Below are 17,452 nucleotides of genomic sequence, written 5' to 3' on the forward strand. Positions count from 1 at the left end.
CTTGACTGGAAAGAAAACAAGATCTGAAGTAAAATCAAGAAAATCAGAGAACATTGGATTTTAAAATTGAATCGGAGTTCAAACCGACGGGAGATCAGCCCGAAGCGATTAAACAACTGGTACACGGAATAAAAGAAGGGCAGTTTGCCCAGACGTTATTGGGAGTAACAGGAAGTGGAAAAACATTTACGGTAGCCAATGTTATTCAGGAAATCAATCGTCCTACCTTGATTTTGTCGCATAACAAAACGCTGGCAGCTCAGTTATACGGAGAGTTTAAGCAGTTTTTTCCGAATAATGCAGTAGAGTATTTTGTTTCTTACTACGACTACTATCAGCCGGAGGCTTATTTGCCTGTGACGGATACGTATATAGAAAAAGATCTTGCTATCAATCAGGAAATTGAGAAGCTCAGACTTTCTGCTACATCAGCTTTGCTGTCAGGAAGAAAAGATGTCATTGTAGTTTCATCCGTGTCCTGTATTTATGGTATCGGAAATCCGGATGCTTTTTCTGAGTCCATTATTGAAATAAAAAAGGGAGATCGGATTTCCCGGAATAAGTTTTTGTTACGTCTCGTGGAAAATTTGTATTCCCGGTCGAATGAAACCTTTGAAAGAGGAATGTTTAGGGTAAAGGGCGATATTGTAGATATCTTCCTCGCCTATGCCGATTATGCAATTCGTATTGAATTTTGGGGAGACGATGTAGATCGGATAGCTATGTTGGATCCGGAGGACAATACCGTATTTGAAACACTGGATGAAATTAAAATATATCCGGCGAATATCTTCGTAACAAGTCCGGCGACGATCAATGTTGCATTGAAAGAGATTCAGGACGACATGACAGTTCAGGTGGAGTCGTTTAAACGGGAAAAGAAAGTACTGGAAGCAAAACGCTTGCAGGAACGGGTGGAGTACGACATGGAAATGATCCGGGAATTAGGATATTGCTCAGGTATTGAGAATTATTCCCGTTATTTTGACCGTAGGGAACCGGGAACACGACCGTTCTGCTTGCTGGATTATTTTCCGGATGATTTTCTGATGGTAATTGATGAAAGTCACGTAACGGTTCCCCAGATTCGAGCGATGTACGGAGGAGATCGGGCTCGAAAGATTAACCTGGTAGACTATGGATTTCGTTTGCAAAGTGCAATGGATAATCGACCGTTGAAGTTTGAGGAATTTGAAACCCTTCTGCATCAGGTGGTGTACGTATCGGCTACCCCCGCCAATTATGAATTGGAACAGTCGGAAGGAGTTGTAGTTGAACAAATTATTCGTCCGACAGGACTTTTGGACCCTAGAATTGAAGTGCGCCCAAGTAAAAATCAGATTGACGATTTGATTGAAGAAATTCACTTGCGTATTGAGCGGGAGGAAAGAGTACTGGTAACGACATTGACCAAGCGAATGGCTGAGGAATTGCAGCGTTATCTGGATAAGATAGGGATTAAGTGTCGCTATATCCATTCGGAAGTGGATACATTGGAACGGGTTGAAATTCTTCGTCAGCTGCGTTTGGGTATTTTTGATGTACTGATCGGAGTAAACCTATTACGAGAAGGGTTGGACTTGCCTGAAGTTTCATTAGTGGCGATTATTGACGCAGACAAAGAAGGATTCTTACGTTCCGAAAGATCTTTGGTGCAGACGGTTGGACGTGCTGCAAGAAATGTAAACGGAATGGTGATTATGTATGCCGATACGATAACCGAATCCATGCAAAAAACAATTGATGAGACCAATCGAAGAAGAAGTATCCAGGAAGCCTATAACAAAGAGCATGGTTTGGTACCAACGCCATTGAAAAAGTCAAAAGATGCAATCATGAAGTCAACAGCTGTTGCTGACAGAGAGGAAGCGACCGAGAAGAAGTATGAAATTTCGGGAGAAATTGCTCTGGCTGCTGATCCTGTATTGAATTATATGAGTGAAAAAGACATTCGTACAGCAATAGAAGGGTTGAAGAAGCAAATGGAAAAAGCGGCGAAGGATCTTGATTTTATGGAAGCTGCCCGACTGCGTGATGAAATGTATGCCTATCAGGCAAGGTTGGATACTAGTGGAAAATAGGAGCCGGAGTTGTGTATACAAAACTGTCTTTTATCTCGCTGCAATGATTCGAAATCAATATATTTGTAAGGAATTTGAATAACGAAGAAAAAACATGAGTTTATTGACTGTGGGCAGTGTTGCCTTTGACGCGATTGAAACCCCTTTTGGGAAAACAGATAAAATTGTTGGTGGAGCAGGAACGTATATTGCGATTGCCGCTTCTTATTTTCAGGAAAATCAGAAAATTGTTTCAGTAGTTGGGGAAGATTTCCCGGAAACTACTCTTGATGATCTGCGGGAACGTGGTGTGGACCTGAAAGGTCTTCAGGTAAAAGCAGGAGAAAAAACATTTTTCTGGGCAGGAAGATACCACAATGACATGAACTCCAGAGATACATTGATTACAGAACTTAATGTACTGGAAAATTTTGACCCGGTTATTCCAGAGTCTTATCAGGGAGTAGAATACCTGATGTTGGGGAACTTAAGCCCTCAGGTACAGCGTTCGGTAATTGAACGATTGAATACCCGTCCGAAACTAATTGCAATGGACACGATGAATTTCTGGATGGATATTGCCATGGAAGAATTGGAGAAAACGTTGAAAATGGTGGATGTACTTATCATTAATGATGAAGAAGCACGTCAGCTTTCAAAAGAATATTCATTGGTGAAGGCAGCGAAAATTATTCGCGGTATGGGACCGAAAATTCTGATTATTAAAAAAGGAGAACACGGAGCATTATTGTTCTTTGAAGATAAAGTATTTTTTGCACCGGCATTACCATTAGAAGATGTTTTTGATCCTACCGGAGCGGGAGATACTTTTGCAGGAGGGTTTATGGGATATTTATCCAGTTCGGACGAAATTACATTCGATAACCTGAAAAGAGCAATCATTGTTGGTTCAGCAATGGCTTCTTTCTGCGTTGAAAAATTCGGAACAGAACGTCTGGAAACACTTACGGAACGCGAAATTGAAGACCGTGTTCAGAAGTTCGTTGATTTGGTTAATTTTGATATGGTACAAACAGTAAGCTGATAGATAGCTTAAACTCTGCAATATGGAAAAGAAAGAATTTATTGAAAAATTACGGGAGCTAACTTCCGGTGAGGATGCATTGGCGGTAAGTCAGGAAGTAAACGAGCTAAAAACCAAGTTTAACGACCTGATTCTTGAAGAAGAACGCCAGCACCAGGTAAAGCACCTGGAAGAAAACGGAGCTGATGTTCCAATGGAACCGTATTTCGATAAGTTGAACGACGAATTCTTTGAAATATATGCGGCATACCGGGAGAAGCGAAAAAAGCAACTGGATGCTATTCGTGAAGAAGAAACGGAAAACCTGCGCCAGAAACGGACGTTAATTGATCGTTTGCGCTCACTGATTAGTGAAGAGGAAAACATTGGGGCCGCTTTTGCTGTACAGAAAGAAATCCAGGAGAAATGGAAAGCAATAGGGGATATTGCCCGTGAAAAACGTCAGGATATTCAGAATGAATACAGTCGTTTGATGGAAGAGTTCTTTTATAATATGAAAATTTATAAAGAACTCAAAGAGCATGACCTGAGACGAAACCAACAGTTGAAGCAGGAAATTATTGATAAATTGAAAAGCCTGTCTGAGAACGAAGTGATCAAGGAAGTTGAAACGGAATTGAAAGCGCTTCAACATGATTGGGAAGAAATCGGACCTACATTTCAATCAGAATGGGAAGCTATAAAAGAAGAGTACTGGGCAATTGTCAAGTCTCTTTACGAACGAATAAAAGAGTTCTATGATGAGAAACGCCAGGAAATGGCTAAAAACATAGAGCAGAAACAAGAGTTAGTCGAAAAGACAAAAGCTGTATTTGCAAAAACTGCCGAAGCTGATTCGCACAAAGTATGGGAAGATTTGACTGGAGAGCTACTTGCGATCCAGGAAGAATGGAAGACAATTGGTTTTGGACCAAGAAAAGAGAACGAGGAAATCTGGAAAGAATTCCGTGGAATTTGTGACCAGTTTTTTGCAAATAAAAAGGAGTTTTACAAAGGTCGTCAGTCCGGATTTGATGGAATTAAAGAGAAGAAAGAAGCACTGATAGAAAAAGTGAATGCCCTTAAAACCAGTACGGACTGGAAGGAAACGACACGTAAGATAGTAGCCATTCAGAAGGAGTGGAAACAAATCGGAGGAGCCGGTCCTCGTTACGAACAACGCCTTTGGAAAACATTTCGTGCTGCTTGTGACGAATTCTTCAATGCAAAACAGGCCTATTTTGATGAGTTAGATAAAGCAAATGAGGCAAACCTTTCTAAGAAAGAAGAGCTGATTAGACGAATTGAAGCGTATCAGCCGGGAGATGATAAAGAGGTTGTATTGAATGATTTGAAAGCGTTTGCTCAGGAGTTTAATGAAATAGGAAACGTTCCTTTCAAAGAGAAGGATCGGATTTACAAAGAATTCAAGACCGCTTTGGATAAGCATTATGCGGATATGAATCTGAAGGGAGCTGAGAAAGAAAAAGTACTGTTTAGTGCGAAGCTGGACACAATAGTTTCCAGCCCGGATGCAGAAAGACTTCTGAATGATGAGCGAAGAGCGATCATGCAACAAATTCAGAAAGCAGAACAGGAAATCCGACAATTGGAGAATAACCTTGGATTCTTTGCGAACTCAAAAGGAGCTGACGCGTTGAAGAAAGAGGTTGAAAAGAAAATAGCATCTGCAGAACAGAAAATAGAAGAATTACAGACGAAACTGGAGATGATTCCTAATGAATAAAGGCGTAAACATTCTGGTGATTTTTCTTATTATTCCTCTCTTTATTCTAGGGATAATTGCAGGTTTTGATCTGAATGCGATAGGAATCTTTGAAGGAGTAGAAACACCTTACCTGAAAGAAATTTATCTTGTTGCTGCGGGAATCATAGGAATTCTACTTGCAATCAGAGGTGTACAACGTTGGTTTGGTCTGCGCATTTTTAATCATCAGGAAAAATTTGTTTGGTCCGGATCGGTATCACGAGAGCGATTAGGAAGAATACGTTTGTACCTTGTTCTTGAAAACAGCTATTTGTTGTTTGTGGGATTGTATTTCCTCTGGATCAGTGAATTTTCAGAAGTGTTAGGTTGGGTTTGCCTGGCAGGGTTTACTGAATCGATTGTGTTTTTGATCCTCAGAACCAATCGTAGATATATAAGAACCGGAGTAACTAAGCAGGCTCTGATAGTAGGGGGGAGAGAAGTTCGCTTTTATTATTTTTCGGGATTGCGAAAAGTGACCGTTTTACAGCAGAGTGTCTATTTGGAATATAAAGACGAACTGACGCTTTCCTTTCCCATTAATGCGATAGATACAGCTGATCTGAATCAGTTTAAGAAACACTTTCTGGAAGAAATTGATGGAGACAGAGTGTTTGTCTCTGAAAAGTTCAAAGATTTGTAATGAACGCTACGCGCTGGTATGTTTCATTAGTGTTACTGCTGGTCACCTTCCTGTTTATCCAGAGAGATTTTGATGATGCATATAATCGTCCCATAATAGGAGACGCTAAAGCGTATTATGCTTACTTACCTGCGTTGTTTATTTATCAGGATTTTACGTATTCATTTGTTGATGAGATAGAGGATACATACTATCTAAAGGATGGTTCTTTATCTAAAGACTTTAAAGTGCGACAGCCTAATGGTACGTATGTTAACAAAACTTTTCCGGGAGCAGCACTCTTTTATCTTCCGTTTTTTCTTGTAGCTATGGTATTGTCCTGGCTAACAGGCTTACCGGTAGACGGGTACTCAGTACTATTTCAATGGAGTATTGTTGCCGCACATTTGTTTTATTTTCTTGCTGCATTAGTCATACTGGATAAGTTTATGGCATTGCGGGGAATTGCCGCGAAAAACCGGATTGCATCACTACTAATGGTTACCTTGACGACAAATGTGTTTTTTTACATGGTATACGACCATTCCGTTGTACATATTTTTGGTTTTTTCGGTTGTTCTTTATTACTTTTTCTTACTCAGAAAGGCAAAGAGCAAAATAGTTGGAAGTATGTAGGATATGTTGGTATAGTCATGGCTGTTATGCTATTGACCAGACCTACTAATGCCATGATGCTTTTTTTTGTTCCTCTTGTTTATCCCTTAAGAGAATTAGTGCCGGACTTAAAACGGGAATTCGGATGGAGAGAATTTCCGTTTCATTTATTCGCAGTAGCTGCAATTGTATTGTTCCTGGCTCCGTTACTTTGGAAAATTCAGACGGGAAACTGGATCGTTTATTCATATGGTGATGAAAAATTGAATTTGTTACAACCGAATCTGATGAACTTCTTGTTTTCCTATAAAAAAGGTTGGTTGCTTTGGTCTCCGGCACTCATTCTGATGCTCGTGGGAAGTCTTCTTTGGTTTATGAGGCGGTCCCGGGTTTCTGGGTTTCTGTTTACGGGTGTACTGTTTAGTATAACCTATGTCTTTTCATCCTGGTGGATCTGGACATATGGTATGGGGATGGGGCAGCGTACCATGATTGATTATTACCCTGTGCTTGTTTGGGGGATGGCAGGATTTTTGGCGCTGTTATCAAAAAAGGCTAAAATTGGTGTGTTTGCCATGATGGCTTTTTTAGCGGTTATAAATATGGTGCAGGCCTTTCAGATTCATCGCTTTATTCTGGTTGGAGGAGAGACAACAAAAGAAACATATTGGGAGCATTTTTTGCAACTAAAAACGGATCCTCCAAAAACGATAATACCTCCTGACTGGTCTTTCGTAGAAGAGTTTTGGGAGAAAGAAAGAGTACTGCTAAATGATGAAAACCATTTTTCCAAAAGTATTGAGCTTAATTCTTTACCGGAAAATCCGGCTTTTGAAGTACAGGTAAACCTTGGCGGACAGAATCGAAAAAGTAGTGCGATGATTGTTATGTCAGATCAAAACGGAGGATGGTATCACGCTGAATATCCGGCGAACTTTATTTATAAAACGCCAAGAGCTGTTTCTTACCTGTTTATACCGGATAAAAAGCTAAAGTTACCTGTGAAGTGCTATATTTGGAATGGAGATACTTCAGATGAAGTACTGGTTGAAGAACTAAAAGTAAGCGTTTACTCGATGAGTGCCAAATGAAAAAACTTAGCATAATTATACCCGTTTTTAATGAAGAGAACACAATTTTTGAAGTGTTAAAAATAGTTCAGGAGTTAACGCTTATCAATGAAGTTGAAAAGGAGATTGTAGTCGTAAATGATTGTTCTACAGATGGCAGTAAGTCAGAAATTGAACGTTTTCAGAGAGAGTATTCCAATCTTGTTTTTGTTGACCAGTTGCTAAATGAAGGTAAAGGGGGAGCGATCCATAATGGTGTCAGGTATGCGACGGGAGATTATGTCATTATTCAGGATGCTGATCTGGAGTTAAATCCGGAAGAGATAAACAGACTGATAGAGCCTGTTATTAAAGGAAATGCAGATGTTGTTTACGGTTCCCGGTTTTTGAAGAGTAGTAAAATAGAGGGACAGGGATATTTGAGTAAATTGGCAAATTCATTCCTTACAACATTATCCAATCTCGTTTTCAGGATTGAGATAACAGATATGGAAACTTGCTATAAGTTGATTCCGACTTCTGTTTTTAAAACATTGATTTTGCAAGAGAAAAGATTTGGGTTTGAACCGGAAGTAACAGCAAAGTTGGCAAAGATTAGAGGATTAAAGTGGAAGGAAGTTCCGATTTCCTATTTTCCGAGAAATACAGTTCAGGGAAAGAAAATTGGTTGGAAAGACGGTGTAAGGGCAGCGCACTGTATTATAAAGTATGGATGGCTAACGCCTAAAAAGAGGAGTGTCAAACAAGGGTAAATCACTTTGAGTGGTATAGAGGATTGATAGTTGATAATCAGATAGGTTTTGTATATTTATAGTTAAAACCTGTTCACCTGCAAAAATAGAACACATGATGTTGGAGAAAATTAACCTTGAAAAAGTTTTATTTCTGGATATAGAAACCGTTCCGGAAGTATACCGGTTTGAAGACCTGGATCCAGTAACTGCAGAATTATATAATCAAAAGACAAGGTTCCTTCAAAAGGATGAGCAGACGGCTGCTGATGTATACGAGAGAGCAGGAATCTATGCTGAGTTTGGTAAAATAGTTTGTATTTCCTGTGGTTTTGTCCATGAGACAAGAACAGGGAAATCAATCCGGATGAAGTCGTTTTATGGTGATGATGAAGAAAAATTATTAGTGGATTTTAAACGACTTTTGGATGATAATTTTAACTCTCCTTATCATGTACTCTGTGGACACAATGCAAAAGAGTTTGATTTTCCTTTTATAGCCAGAAGAATGCTTATTAATGGCATTAGTTTGCCAAACGCTCTCGATATTGCCGGGAAAAAGCCCTGGGAGATAGCACATTTGGATACAATGGATTTATGGAAGTTTGGAGATTACAAGCACTATACTTCATTGAGTTTGTTATGCCATATATTCAAAATTCCGACTCCCAAGGATGACATTTCAGGAGCTGATGTTGCCCGTGTGTATTTCGAAGAGAATGATGTAGAGCGGATCAAAGTCTATTGTGAAAAAGATGTTGTCGCATTAATTCAGTTATTTTTGCGTTTTCGCGGAAATGATTTGATAGATGAAGCAGATATTGTTTTTACTTCTAATAGTTAATGTTGCCTGTTCGGAACAGCTTGTAGAAGATAGAGGTCGTAAAGAAAAAGAAATTCCCTCTCTGGAAGAAACACTGACCCTATGGATTCATGGTCAGTTGAATGAAACTGAACTGGTCCTTCAACTGCCGGAAACTATTTTACTACAAACAAAATCAAATCAACCTGTTTTCAGCGTAAGTAAAGTTGATTTTGACCGTATTTATTTCTGGGCAAACGATTATTTTGAATGTAAAAAAGTTAATAATTACTCGGTTTGCAGACAAACGAATGATACATCGGAGTATACTGAATTCAGTAGGGTGGAGTTTATCCTGCACCCCTGGGATGAAAGAGAAATCATTTTTGTTCGGTAAGCAGTTCTCTATAGGGTTCATTATTGACAAGGGGAAACTTTGCAGGAGGGGGAAGGAGTTACAATGAATTTGTATTATATTTGTCCGTTAGTCTAAAAACAGAAAGAGAATGGCGACGAAGACAAGTTCGAAAACTGCGGCAAATAAGCGGAAATCAGCAGCTTCAAAAACAACAAAGTTTCCTAAAGAAACATATGTTAAGTGGTACAAGGATATGTTGTTGATGCGTAAGTTTGAAGAAAAAGCAGGACAACTTTATATACAGCAGAAATTTGGAGGCTTCTGTCACCTTTATATAGGTCAGGAAGCAGTTGTGGCAGGTACTGTTAGTGCTTCACGTCCGGATGATAAACACATGACAGCTTACCGTGATCATGCTCACCCGATCGGTTTGGGTACAGATCCCCGTGTTCTTATGGCAGAATTGTACGGAAAAAGTACAGGTTGTTCCAAAGGAAAGGGAGGATCCATGCACTTCTTTGATAAAAGTAAAAATTTTATGGGAGGACATGGTATTGTTGGTGCTCAGATTGCAATGGGAGCGGGTGTTGCTTTTGCAGAAAAATACAATAATACAGATAACGTTGCATTTGTTTCAATGGGTGACGGAGCTGTTCGGCAGGGAGCTTTGCATGAGACGTTCAATATGGCAATGAACTGGAAATTACCGGTTATTTTTATCATTGAGAACAATAACTATGCAATGGGAACTTCCGTTGAAAGAACAACTAACGTAACCGATTTATCGAAAATAGGACTTTCATACGAAATGCCTTCGTTTGCGGTAAATGGAATGTCACCGGAAGCAGTTCATGAAGCAATTGCTGAAGCAACAGATCGTGCACGTCGTGGAGACGGACCAACGTTATTGGATATTCGTACCTATCGTTATAAAGGACACTCGATGTCGGATCCTCAGAAATACAGAACAAAAGAAGAAGTTGCCGAATGGCAGGAGCAGGATCCAATCGAGCATTGTTTGAATGTGATCAAGGAGAACAACTTCCTTTCCGAGAGTGAAATCAAAGAGATTCAGGATTGGGTGAAAAATGAAGTAGAAGAATCTGTGAAGTTTGCTGAGGAATCACCTTTCCCCGAAGCAGAAGAATTGTATAAGGATGTCTATCAGCAGGAAGACTATCCGTTTATTCGTGAGTATTAATAGCATTTCATAAGAATAAAAATATGGCTGAAATAGTACGTATGCCCAAGTTGAGCGACACAATGACAGAAGGAGTTGTCGCTGAATGGCATAAAAAAGTTGGAGATAAAGTTTCATCAGGAGATTTGTTGGCAGATATCGAGACGGATAAGGCAACAATGGAATTCGAATCATTTTATGATGGTGTGCTTTTGCATATCGGAGTAGAGAAAGGTAGTGGAGCCCCTGTAAATTCTATTTTAGCCATTATTGGTGAAGAAGGGGAAGATATACAGCCTTTACTTGATGCTGATCAATCAGCCCCGGCTGCTGAAGAGACTAAAGAGGAGCCGAAAAGTACTGCTCCGGTTCCTTCTCCGGAACCTGTAGCTGAGAAAAAAGTTGCGGAACCGGTTCGTCAGGCAGCTCCTGCTCCTGAGACTGTTTCAGGAGATGGAAGATTATTTGTTTCTCCGTTGGCAAGAAAAATGGCAGAAGAGAAAGGGTTTAACCTTGCTCAGATTCCGGGATCCGGAGAAAACGGCCGGATTGTGAAGCGTGATGTAGAGAATTTTGTTCCTTCAGCTACTGCTTCTTATGTGGCAGCACCTGTTGGACAAGAGTCGTATACAGATGAGAATGTTTCTCAAATGCGTAAGACTATTGCGCGTCGTTTGTCCGAAAGTAAATTTACAGCTCCGCATTTTTACCTTACGCTGGATATCGATATGGATAATGCGATTGCAGCCCGTAAGCAAATTAACGCTTCCGGTGAAGTGAAAGTATCGTTCAACGATATGGTCATTAAAGCGGTGTCTATGGCATTGCGTAAGCATCCTGCGATAAACAGTGCCTGGATGGGTGATTTTATTCGTCGTAATGATCACGTACACATTGGTGTGGCAGTTGCTGTGGATGAGGGACTATTGGTTCCTGTGGTACGATTTGCAGACACAAAAGGATTGGCTCAGATCGGTGCGGAAGTGAAAGAATATGCTAAAAAAGCAAAAGATAAGAAGTTACAACCATCCGACTGGGAAGGAAATACCTTTACAATTTCTAATCTGGGAATGTTCGGAATAGAACAATTTACAGCGATTGTTAATCCTCCTGACAGTTGTATTATGGCTGTTGGTGGTATTAAAGAAGTGCCTGTTGTGAAAAACGGACAAGTTGTTCCCGGTAATGTAATGAAAATAACGCTTTCGTGTGATCACCGTGTAGTAGACGGAGCAACGGGAGCTGCATTCCTGCAAACCTTTAAAGATTATATGGAGAATCCGGTGAAGATGCTGGTATAACTCTGAAAAGTATAGTACAATAGAAAAGCTGTCTCTTGAGACAGCTTTTTTTATTGCAATGTTATAAAAAAAGCAGGGTGGTATCCCTGCTTCAATAATTGTTTTTGATTGGAATTAATTGTTTACAAAAAGCTTCTTGCTAAATACTTTATTTCCTATGAAAATCTGTACAATCAGGATTTCATCATTGTTTGATCGTAGTGAGAATGATCTCTGATTTTCTCCGGGATAAGTAGATCCTAATTTTTCAGCATACATCTCCTGACCGTTTACTGAGTGAACTGAAGCGTATACCTCTTCTTGTTCTTCTGCGGTAAATTGAATTTCTATTTGTGCTTTTGCAGCATTATAGTTAATGGCTAAAGAAGATGCGATTTTTTCATATTCAGGAATGAATGCACTTGATCCGGGGCTGTTGAATGTAAATTGTGATAAATAGATAGCATCTCCGCTGTTTTGCCCATTTGCATTGGTCTTGTTGGTGGCCACATAAAACGTAACAGGGCCTTCATCTGTAGCTGGAGCTGTCCACTCAAAAGACCACTCATTAACACCAGTTCCGGCAGACTTGTGCGAAAGATATTGACGCCCTGAAAAACTACTCAGGGTTTTGGTCTTCGTATCATCTGTAACAATAATGTCTCCGGCTTTTGTATTATCAGAATTTTTAAGAGCCGTAAGTTGGAAACCATTCTTTGAACTTCCTTCGTTAAAAGTTAATGTTACTGAATAGGTATTTCCTGGGGTATAAACAGCATCGGTTCCCCAGTCCAGATTATTTGCCGTTCCACCATCCATAATCGGATTAGAAACTCCTGCGTGACAAGCTGCGCAATTACTCTCTCCCGGAGCTCCGGTATTGCCAGCACTTGCTCCTGCAGCATTTAGTTTGTGATAGCCAGTACTGTTAAAATTGGAGACTTGTTCGAGCGACCATTCATTTGCGACAATCATGACAGATCCACCCAGAAACAGGCTGAATAAAATCAAGGGTATTCTTCTTTTCATATACATTGGTTTGTGGTTATTGTTTTTAATTATTCGGGCTTCCCTGTGCTATCCAGCATCGAAATAGATCGATTTGCTGAGTGCTTAACATAGGAGCGCCTTGTGGCATTGGAGTTACTCCATCTGCATGGCTGATAGTCTTGAGAATAATATCTTTATTTCCCTCGATACTTGCGTATCCGTTGAAGATGTATCCTCCTGCTCCGCTGTTATTATGACATCCGGTAGCTGTACAGTTTTGCATAATCAGAGGTTCTATATCTGTACTATAGAACACTGTATCTGTGCAATCCGAAGGAGGTAAAATAGGTTCGGGAGTTTTATCTTTTGAACAGGAGGAGGTGGCTACAAGTAACACCGTCAAAAGGATTCCGGTTATTTTATATGTCTTTTTCATTTGTTGTTTGTGTTTTCGTTTATAAATCGGTTAGAATTGAAACGAACGTGTGATAGCAAAACCTAATCTGAATTCACCTTTTAACCAATCTGCAGTTGTGTAAGGGATGAATTGTTGTTCGGTAAAACCTCTCGCATTAGCCAGGTAAATACTGAATACGTGACCAAAAGTGTTCCATTCAAAAGCAACAGCAAGACTATTCTTATAAATATCACGTAAGTTTTTTTGATGAAAATTATGGTAGTATTCAACCACTATACCGAATTTCTTGGCAAACTTAATATTAGCAGCTCCTCCCAGTGAGAAAATTCCGTTTTGATCATCAAAAGCAACATAATTACGATGGGTATAAGTTGGCATTAAAGCAATCGAAAGCCAGTTGCCGAACTTTCGGGAGGCAATTAGCTGAGCTGCATACGCCATTCTATGTGCAAAATTAGGGTAGTGTGTTATAGATGTTACGTCTGGAGAGGCTTTTCCGTAGGTGATCGTTGCGCTTCCCACGGCAGCAAGAGACAACGGAATCTTATTATCAGTTGTTTGTCCGAGTATACGTCCTTTAACAAAGCCATCAACTAATCCCCGGTAAGGACCCGAGCCTTTATCTCTACCCAAACCCACCATTAAATAATCAGTGATTCCGTACTCAAAAGCAATTCGTATATCAGCTGAGTTGTCAAGTCCGAAAAACTGATGGACGCCTCCATTGGCTCCAAACATATCACCGAACTTGTGCTCTACACGAAATTCCATCTCATTTTTTTCGAGAGTTTCCGTCGAATGACCGTTGATGATCCGAGTGGAATAAAATGTTTCTTTAACCCGTTCCGATTGTACCGGGGTGTCCTCATTAGCCGTTTCTTCGGTGTCCTGTCCGAAAAGAGAAAAAGAGAAAAAACACAGAGCAGTCAGTGGAACATAAATATGTTTCATAGTGTAATGATTTGTTTTGTTTATAAACGTAAATTCTATAGAATTGGTTTTCTTTTCGATGAAAAAAAGAACAGTTTACAGTGTTTCTTTCAGCCAGTTAAAAAACTCTCGCTGCCAGATTAAAGCGTTCTGAGGTTGTAATACCCAATGGTTTTCATCCGGAAGATAAAGGAATTTACTTTTTATTCCCTGTAACTGAGCTGCCTGAAAAGCTTCCTGACCTTGCCCGATTGGTACACGGTAGTCTTTACCTCCCTGAATGATCAGAATAGGAGTATTCCACTTCCCTACCAAATTCTTTGGGTTGAATTTCTGATACGTTTTTTGAGCAATAGGATTATCTTTTTCCCAGTAAGCACCTCCCATATCCCAGTTAGTGAAGAAAACCTCTTCGGTTGTCCCGTACATACTTTCCAGATTGAAAACACCACAGTGTGAAATGAATGTCTTGAAACGATTTTCATGGATTCCGGCAAGATAAAAAACGGAATATCCTCCATAGCTTGCCCCGATAGCTCCCAGACGATCTTTGTCTACAAACGATTTTTTGGACATTTCATCAATAGCAGTCAGATAATCATCCATAACCTGTCCTCCCCAGTCCTGGCTGATCTGCTCGTTCCATTTTACTCCGTGTCCGGGCATTCCCCGACGGTTAGGGGCTACTATAATGTACCCCTGAGCTGCCATTACCTGAAAATTCCAACGGAATGAATAGAATTGAGAAAGAGCAGACTGAGGACCTCCCTGACAATACAGAAGAGTCGGATATTTTTTTGAAGGGTCAAAGTTGGGAGGATAAATTACCCAGGTCAACATCTTTTGTCCATCAGTTGTTGTAAAGTACTCTCTTTTAACAGTGCTTAATGTAATTTCATTGTACTTTTTGTCGTTTACTGTAGTGAGTTGTAACCACTTGTTCTTTTTTGAGTTGAAACTGAAAATCTCGGAAGCGTGATTCATGTCTGTACGGGTAACATAAAACTGATCTCCGTCAATAGCAATAATACTTGTGACATCGAAATCACCATCTGATAATTGTTTTACTTCAGCTGCCCGGTTTGAGTTGTATGGGATAGTTACTTCAAAAAGTTGACGGGTTCCATTGACGGCAGCGATGAAATAAATAGTGTTACCATCCTCGCTCCACGTAAATGTATCTACAGTTCCGTCCCAAAAGGCCGTTACATTCATAATCAGTTTACCTCTTTTGACAATGATATCATTCTTGTCTGCTTCATATCCGTCCCGTTGCATCTGTAACCAGGCAAGTGCGCCGTTTGTTGCAAAAGCGGGATGTGTATCATATCCCGTGTTGTTTTCTGTAAGATTTTCTGTTTTTCCTGATTCCAGGTGATACATAAAAAGATCGGTATTGGTGCTGGTAGCATATGCTGTTCCACTGCTTTTTTTAGCTACGTACACAATCGCACTTCCTCCGGGAGCCCAGCAATAGTCCTCAGATCCCCCAAAGGGCTGTTGAGGCGAATGAAAAGGTTCACCTTTCATAATATCCATTCCAATTTCATCACTATTTCGCTTTTTGTAGAACACATGATTGTAAGTGCCATCATTCCATGTATCCCAGTGTCGGTAATCAAGAGCATCATATATTAAAGCCGAGCTTTTAGGAAGATCAGGATACACTTCAGATGCCTTCGTTTTTTGTACAGGTACTGCTTTGTGATACAGTTCGAATTTACCATCCGGAGATACAAAAGGATCATCAAGTAGTTCTGAGTAGTCTTTTATTTCCGTAGCTTTTCCTCCTGTAACAGGCACAATATGGTAGGAGCCGGAAAATGAATTTTGTTCGACAGAAGGCACTGAAACCCTGTAAACAATATTCTTTTTGTCTGTAGTAAGTCCCACCGGGCTCACTCTGCCAAGTTGCCACAGCAATTCGGGGGTCATGACCTGTTGTCCTGACAATTGTAGTGTAGTTAGAAGAAGAACAAGTGTGTAGACTACTTTTTTCATGATGTGCTTTTCTCGTTTTTAATTAAAAGACTAAAGTATAAAAAACGTAGCAGATTACTATACAGAGGGTTTTAAATAGCATCATTGAAGGTAATAACTGATATATGACAGGAAGTTGAGAAAATGTTTCTGATATTTCTCATGTATGTAACTGATATTCTTCAGAGCTCACTTGTCGGAAAGGAAGCATCTTTGTCTCAGGAAAAGAAAAGAACATGAAAAAGAGAGAGCCTGTTTCCAATATAATGACCGAAGCTGTCATAACAGTTGATAAAACGACGCATGACCTAAGAGATATACGTGAGATCTTTCGTCAGAAGAAAATACGGCATATCCCGGTAACAGAAGGAGATGAGTTGGCAGGGATAATTAGTTCCACCGATTTGAACCGTCTCTCTTTTGGAACGATTTTTGAGAATCAGGAAAATGCAGATGAAGCAGTTTTGGATATGTTGAGTATTGATCAGGTGATGACAAGTAAATTAAAAGTAGTTTCACCTGATACACTAATCAAAGAAGTAGCAGAGATTTTTGCCAATGAACCTTTTCATTCGCTGCCTGTTGTTGAAGCAGGAACTATAAAAGGAATTGTAACCAGTACTGATGTAATAAAGTATTTACTGGATCAATATTAACCACCATTCACTAATAAACAACACACACACCCACACCCAAATCAAAAAATCCATGTCGCGACATGGATTTTTTTGTTTTATATTAACTCATTAAGTTATGAGCGCATAATTTTGATTCCTGTGGACAATTCTTGAAAACTTTCTGATTATTTTTAGCACAAATTGTTACTTTTGTGGTTGTAGTATAAAGACAATTACATTTATTTTATAAACCCCGATAAGAATGAAAATACTAGTTTGTATTAGTAAATCTCCGGACACTACATCGAAAATTTCCTTTACAGATGGGAATACAAAGTTTGATGAAAACGGAGTTCAGTACATTGTAAACCCGTATGACGAATGGTATGCTTTAGTTCGTGCTCTTGAGTTGAAAGAAGCGGGAAAAGCAGAAAAAGTTACTATTGTTACAGTTGGAACAGCTACTGATGAGCCGGTTATGAGAAAAGCCTTGGCTATTGGTGCAGATGATGCAGTTCGTATTAATGCAGAAGCCAAAGACGCATTTTATGTAGCTTCTCAGATTGCTGATTACGCAAAAGCCAATGGGTACGAATTGGTACTGACAGGAAAAGAGACCATTGATTTTAACGGAAGTCAGGTTGGAGGAATGATCGCTGAGTTGATGGATATGCCTTTTGTTTCGTTGGCAACCAAGTTGGAGTTGGATGGAACTACTGCAGCAGTAGAAAAAGAAATTGTTGGAGGAGTAGAAGAAGTGGAAGTAAACCTTCCGTTTGTAGCAAGTTGTGCGAAAGGGATGGCAGAACAACGTATCCCGAATATGCGTGGAATTATGGCTGCAAGAACTAAGCCATTGCAGGTTGTGGAGCCATCTGCTGCTGAAGAGTTAACCTCGTTTGTGGCATTTGAATTGCCGCCAGCCAAGTCGGCATGCAAGATGATTGATCCAGAGAACATGGATGAGTTGGTAGATTTGTTGCACAACGAAGCTAAAGTTATTTAAT

General features: G+C 39.8%; 16 protein-coding genes. 12 read left to right on the plus strand and 4 right to left on the minus strand.

Translation table 11 applies throughout. The features are described from left to right. Nucleotides 1-53 precede the first annotated feature (53 nt). From uvrB to ABDZ97_RS05665, 10 genes are all read left to right on the plus strand, one after another. Nucleotides 54-2,081 (plus strand): excinuclease ABC subunit UvrB, encoded by a 2,028-nt coding sequence (gene uvrB / locus ABDZ97_RS05620; RefSeq protein ID WP_343785594.1) that lies wholly within the window; start codon nt 54-56, stop codon nt 2,079-2,081. A 94-nt stretch (nt 2,082-2,175) separates the two neighbouring features. Beyond that, entirely contained in the window at nt 2,176-3,105 is a 930-nt protein-coding gene (locus ABDZ97_RS05625) for a PfkB family carbohydrate kinase (protein WP_343785595.1), read from the plus strand. A 22-nt stretch (nt 3,106-3,127) separates the two neighbouring features. Beyond that, a complete protein-coding gene (locus tag ABDZ97_RS05630; RefSeq protein WP_343785596.1) occupies nt 3,128-4,831 on the plus strand; it encodes a DUF349 domain-containing protein in 1,704 nt (567 codons plus the stop codon). Then, a complete protein-coding gene (locus ABDZ97_RS05635) occupies nt 4,824-5,495 on the plus strand; it encodes a hypothetical protein (RefSeq protein WP_343785597.1) in 672 nt (223 codons plus the stop codon). Before ABDZ97_RS05630 ends, ABDZ97_RS05635 begins: the two co-directional genes overlap by 8 nt. Then, nucleotides 5,495-7,180 (plus strand): hypothetical protein, encoded by a 1,686-nt coding sequence (locus ABDZ97_RS05640; protein ID WP_343785598.1) that lies wholly within the window; start codon nt 5,495-5,497, stop codon nt 7,178-7,180. The genes ABDZ97_RS05635 and ABDZ97_RS05640 overlap by 1 nt, the downstream gene beginning before the upstream one ends. After that, the gene (locus ABDZ97_RS05645; protein WP_343785599.1) at nt 7,177-7,911 is read left to right on the plus strand and encodes a glycosyltransferase family 2 protein; all 735 of its coding nucleotides are present in this window, start codon (nt 7,177-7,179) and stop codon (nt 7,909-7,911) included. Before ABDZ97_RS05640 ends, ABDZ97_RS05645 begins: the two co-directional genes overlap by 4 nt. A 94-nt stretch (nt 7,912-8,005) precedes the next feature. After that, nucleotides 8,006-8,734 carry a 3'-5' exonuclease gene (locus ABDZ97_RS05650; protein WP_343785600.1) on the plus strand — a complete coding sequence of 243 codons (729 nt, stop codon included), beginning with the start codon at nt 8,006-8,008 and terminating at the stop codon, nt 8,732-8,734. Then, entirely contained in the window at nt 8,700-9,089 is a 390-nt protein-coding gene (locus ABDZ97_RS05655) for a hypothetical protein (RefSeq protein ID WP_343785601.1), read from the plus strand. The genes ABDZ97_RS05650 and ABDZ97_RS05655 overlap by 35 nt, the downstream gene beginning before the upstream one ends. Before the next feature lie 109 nt (nt 9,090-9,198). Continuing rightward, nucleotides 9,199-10,251: a pyruvate dehydrogenase (acetyl-transferring) E1 component subunit alpha gene (gene pdhA, locus ABDZ97_RS05660; RefSeq protein ID WP_343785602.1), complete on the plus strand. Its 1,053-nt coding sequence runs from the start codon at nt 9,199-9,201 to the stop codon at nt 10,249-10,251. A 23-nt stretch (nt 10,252-10,274) separates the two neighbouring features. Beyond that, nucleotides 10,275-11,531: a pyruvate dehydrogenase complex dihydrolipoamide acetyltransferase gene (locus ABDZ97_RS05665; protein WP_343785603.1), complete on the plus strand. Its 1,257-nt coding sequence runs from the start codon at nt 10,275-10,277 to the stop codon at nt 11,529-11,531. Nucleotides 11,532-11,645: 114 nt separating this feature from the next. Here ABDZ97_RS05665 and ABDZ97_RS05670 read toward each other — a convergent pair whose 3' ends face one another. The 4 genes from ABDZ97_RS05670 to ABDZ97_RS05685 all read right to left on the minus strand — a co-directional run bounded on the left by ABDZ97_RS05670 (nt 11,646) and on the right by ABDZ97_RS05685 (nt 15,849). Further along, nucleotides 11,646-12,539: a reeler domain-containing protein gene (locus ABDZ97_RS05670; protein ID WP_343785604.1), complete on the minus strand. Its 894-nt coding sequence runs from the start codon at nt 12,537-12,539 to the stop codon at nt 11,646-11,648. A 25-nt stretch (nt 12,540-12,564) separates the two neighbouring features. Beyond that, a complete protein-coding gene (locus ABDZ97_RS05675; RefSeq protein WP_343785605.1) occupies nt 12,565-12,936 on the minus strand; it encodes a c-type cytochrome in 372 nt (123 codons plus the stop codon). Nucleotides 12,937-12,966: 30 nt separating this feature from the next. Then, on the minus strand, nt 12,967-13,869 hold the full coding sequence (locus ABDZ97_RS05680; RefSeq protein ID WP_343785606.1) for a DUF5777 family beta-barrel protein: 903 nt from the start codon (nt 13,867-13,869) through the stop codon (nt 12,967-12,969). A 75-nt stretch (nt 13,870-13,944) separates the two neighbouring features. Continuing rightward, entirely contained in the window at nt 13,945-15,849 is a 1,905-nt protein-coding gene (locus ABDZ97_RS05685) for a S9 family peptidase (RefSeq protein WP_343785607.1), read from the minus strand. Between the two features lie 215 nt (nt 15,850-16,064). Here ABDZ97_RS05685 and ABDZ97_RS05690 point away from each other — a divergent pair, with 215 nt between their 5' ends. Both ABDZ97_RS05690 and ABDZ97_RS05695 read left to right on the plus strand, forming a co-directional pair. Next, nucleotides 16,065-16,484, plus strand: a complete 420-nt coding sequence (locus ABDZ97_RS05690) for a CBS domain-containing protein (RefSeq protein ID WP_343785608.1) — start codon at nt 16,065-16,067, stop codon at nt 16,482-16,484. A 223-nt stretch (nt 16,485-16,707) separates the two neighbouring features. Further along, entirely contained in the window at nt 16,708-17,451 is a 744-nt protein-coding gene (locus tag ABDZ97_RS05695; RefSeq protein WP_343785609.1) for an electron transfer flavoprotein subunit beta/FixA family protein, read from the plus strand. Nucleotide 17,452: the final 1 nt, after the last annotated feature.

The sequence above is a fragment of the Wandonia haliotis genome, assembly GCF_039523435.1.
Lineage (GTDB): Bacteria > Bacteroidota > Bacteroidia > Flavobacteriales_D > Crocinitomicaceae > Wandonia > Wandonia haliotis.

Coding starts and splice junctions, on each gene's coding strand:
- ABDZ97_RS05630 (WP_343785596.1), top strand. CDS start 3,128: ATGGAAAAGAAAGAATTTATTGAAAAATTACGGGAGCTAACTTCCGGT.
- ABDZ97_RS05680 (WP_343785606.1), bottom strand. CDS start 13,869: ATGAAACATATTTATGTTCCACTGACTGCTCTGTGTTTTTTCTCTTTT.
- ABDZ97_RS05655 (WP_343785601.1), top strand. CDS start 8,700: ATGAAGCAGATATTGTTTTTACTTCTAATAGTTAATGTTGCCTGTTCG.
- ABDZ97_RS05685 (WP_343785607.1), bottom strand. CDS start 15,849: ATGAAAAAAGTAGTCTACACACTTGTTCTTCTTCTAACTACACTACAA.
- ABDZ97_RS05650 (WP_343785600.1), top strand. CDS start 8,006: ATGATGTTGGAGAAAATTAACCTTGAAAAAGTTTTATTTCTGGATATA.
- ABDZ97_RS05675 (WP_343785605.1), bottom strand. CDS start 12,936: ATGAAAAAGACATATAAAATAACCGGAATCCTTTTGACGGTGTTACTT.
- ABDZ97_RS05670 (WP_343785604.1), bottom strand. CDS start 12,539: ATGAAAAGAAGAATACCCTTGATTTTATTCAGCCTGTTTCTGGGTGGA.
- ABDZ97_RS05695 (WP_343785609.1), top strand. CDS start 16,708: ATGAAAATACTAGTTTGTATTAGTAAATCTCCGGACACTACATCGAAA.
- pdhA (WP_343785602.1), top strand. CDS start 9,199: ATGGCGACGAAGACAAGTTCGAAAACTGCGGCAAATAAGCGGAAATCA.
- ABDZ97_RS05635 (WP_343785597.1), top strand. CDS start 4,824: ATGAATAAAGGCGTAAACATTCTGGTGATTTTTCTTATTATTCCTCTC.
- ABDZ97_RS05645 (WP_343785599.1), top strand. CDS start 7,177: ATGAAAAAACTTAGCATAATTATACCCGTTTTTAATGAAGAGAACACA.
- ABDZ97_RS05640 (WP_343785598.1), top strand. CDS start 5,495: ATGAACGCTACGCGCTGGTATGTTTCATTAGTGTTACTGCTGGTCACC.
- ABDZ97_RS05625 (WP_343785595.1), top strand. CDS start 2,176: ATGAGTTTATTGACTGTGGGCAGTGTTGCCTTTGACGCGATTGAAACC.
- ABDZ97_RS05690 (WP_343785608.1), top strand. CDS start 16,065: ATGAAAAAGAGAGAGCCTGTTTCCAATATAATGACCGAAGCTGTCATA.
- ABDZ97_RS05665 (WP_343785603.1), top strand. CDS start 10,275: ATGGCTGAAATAGTACGTATGCCCAAGTTGAGCGACACAATGACAGAA.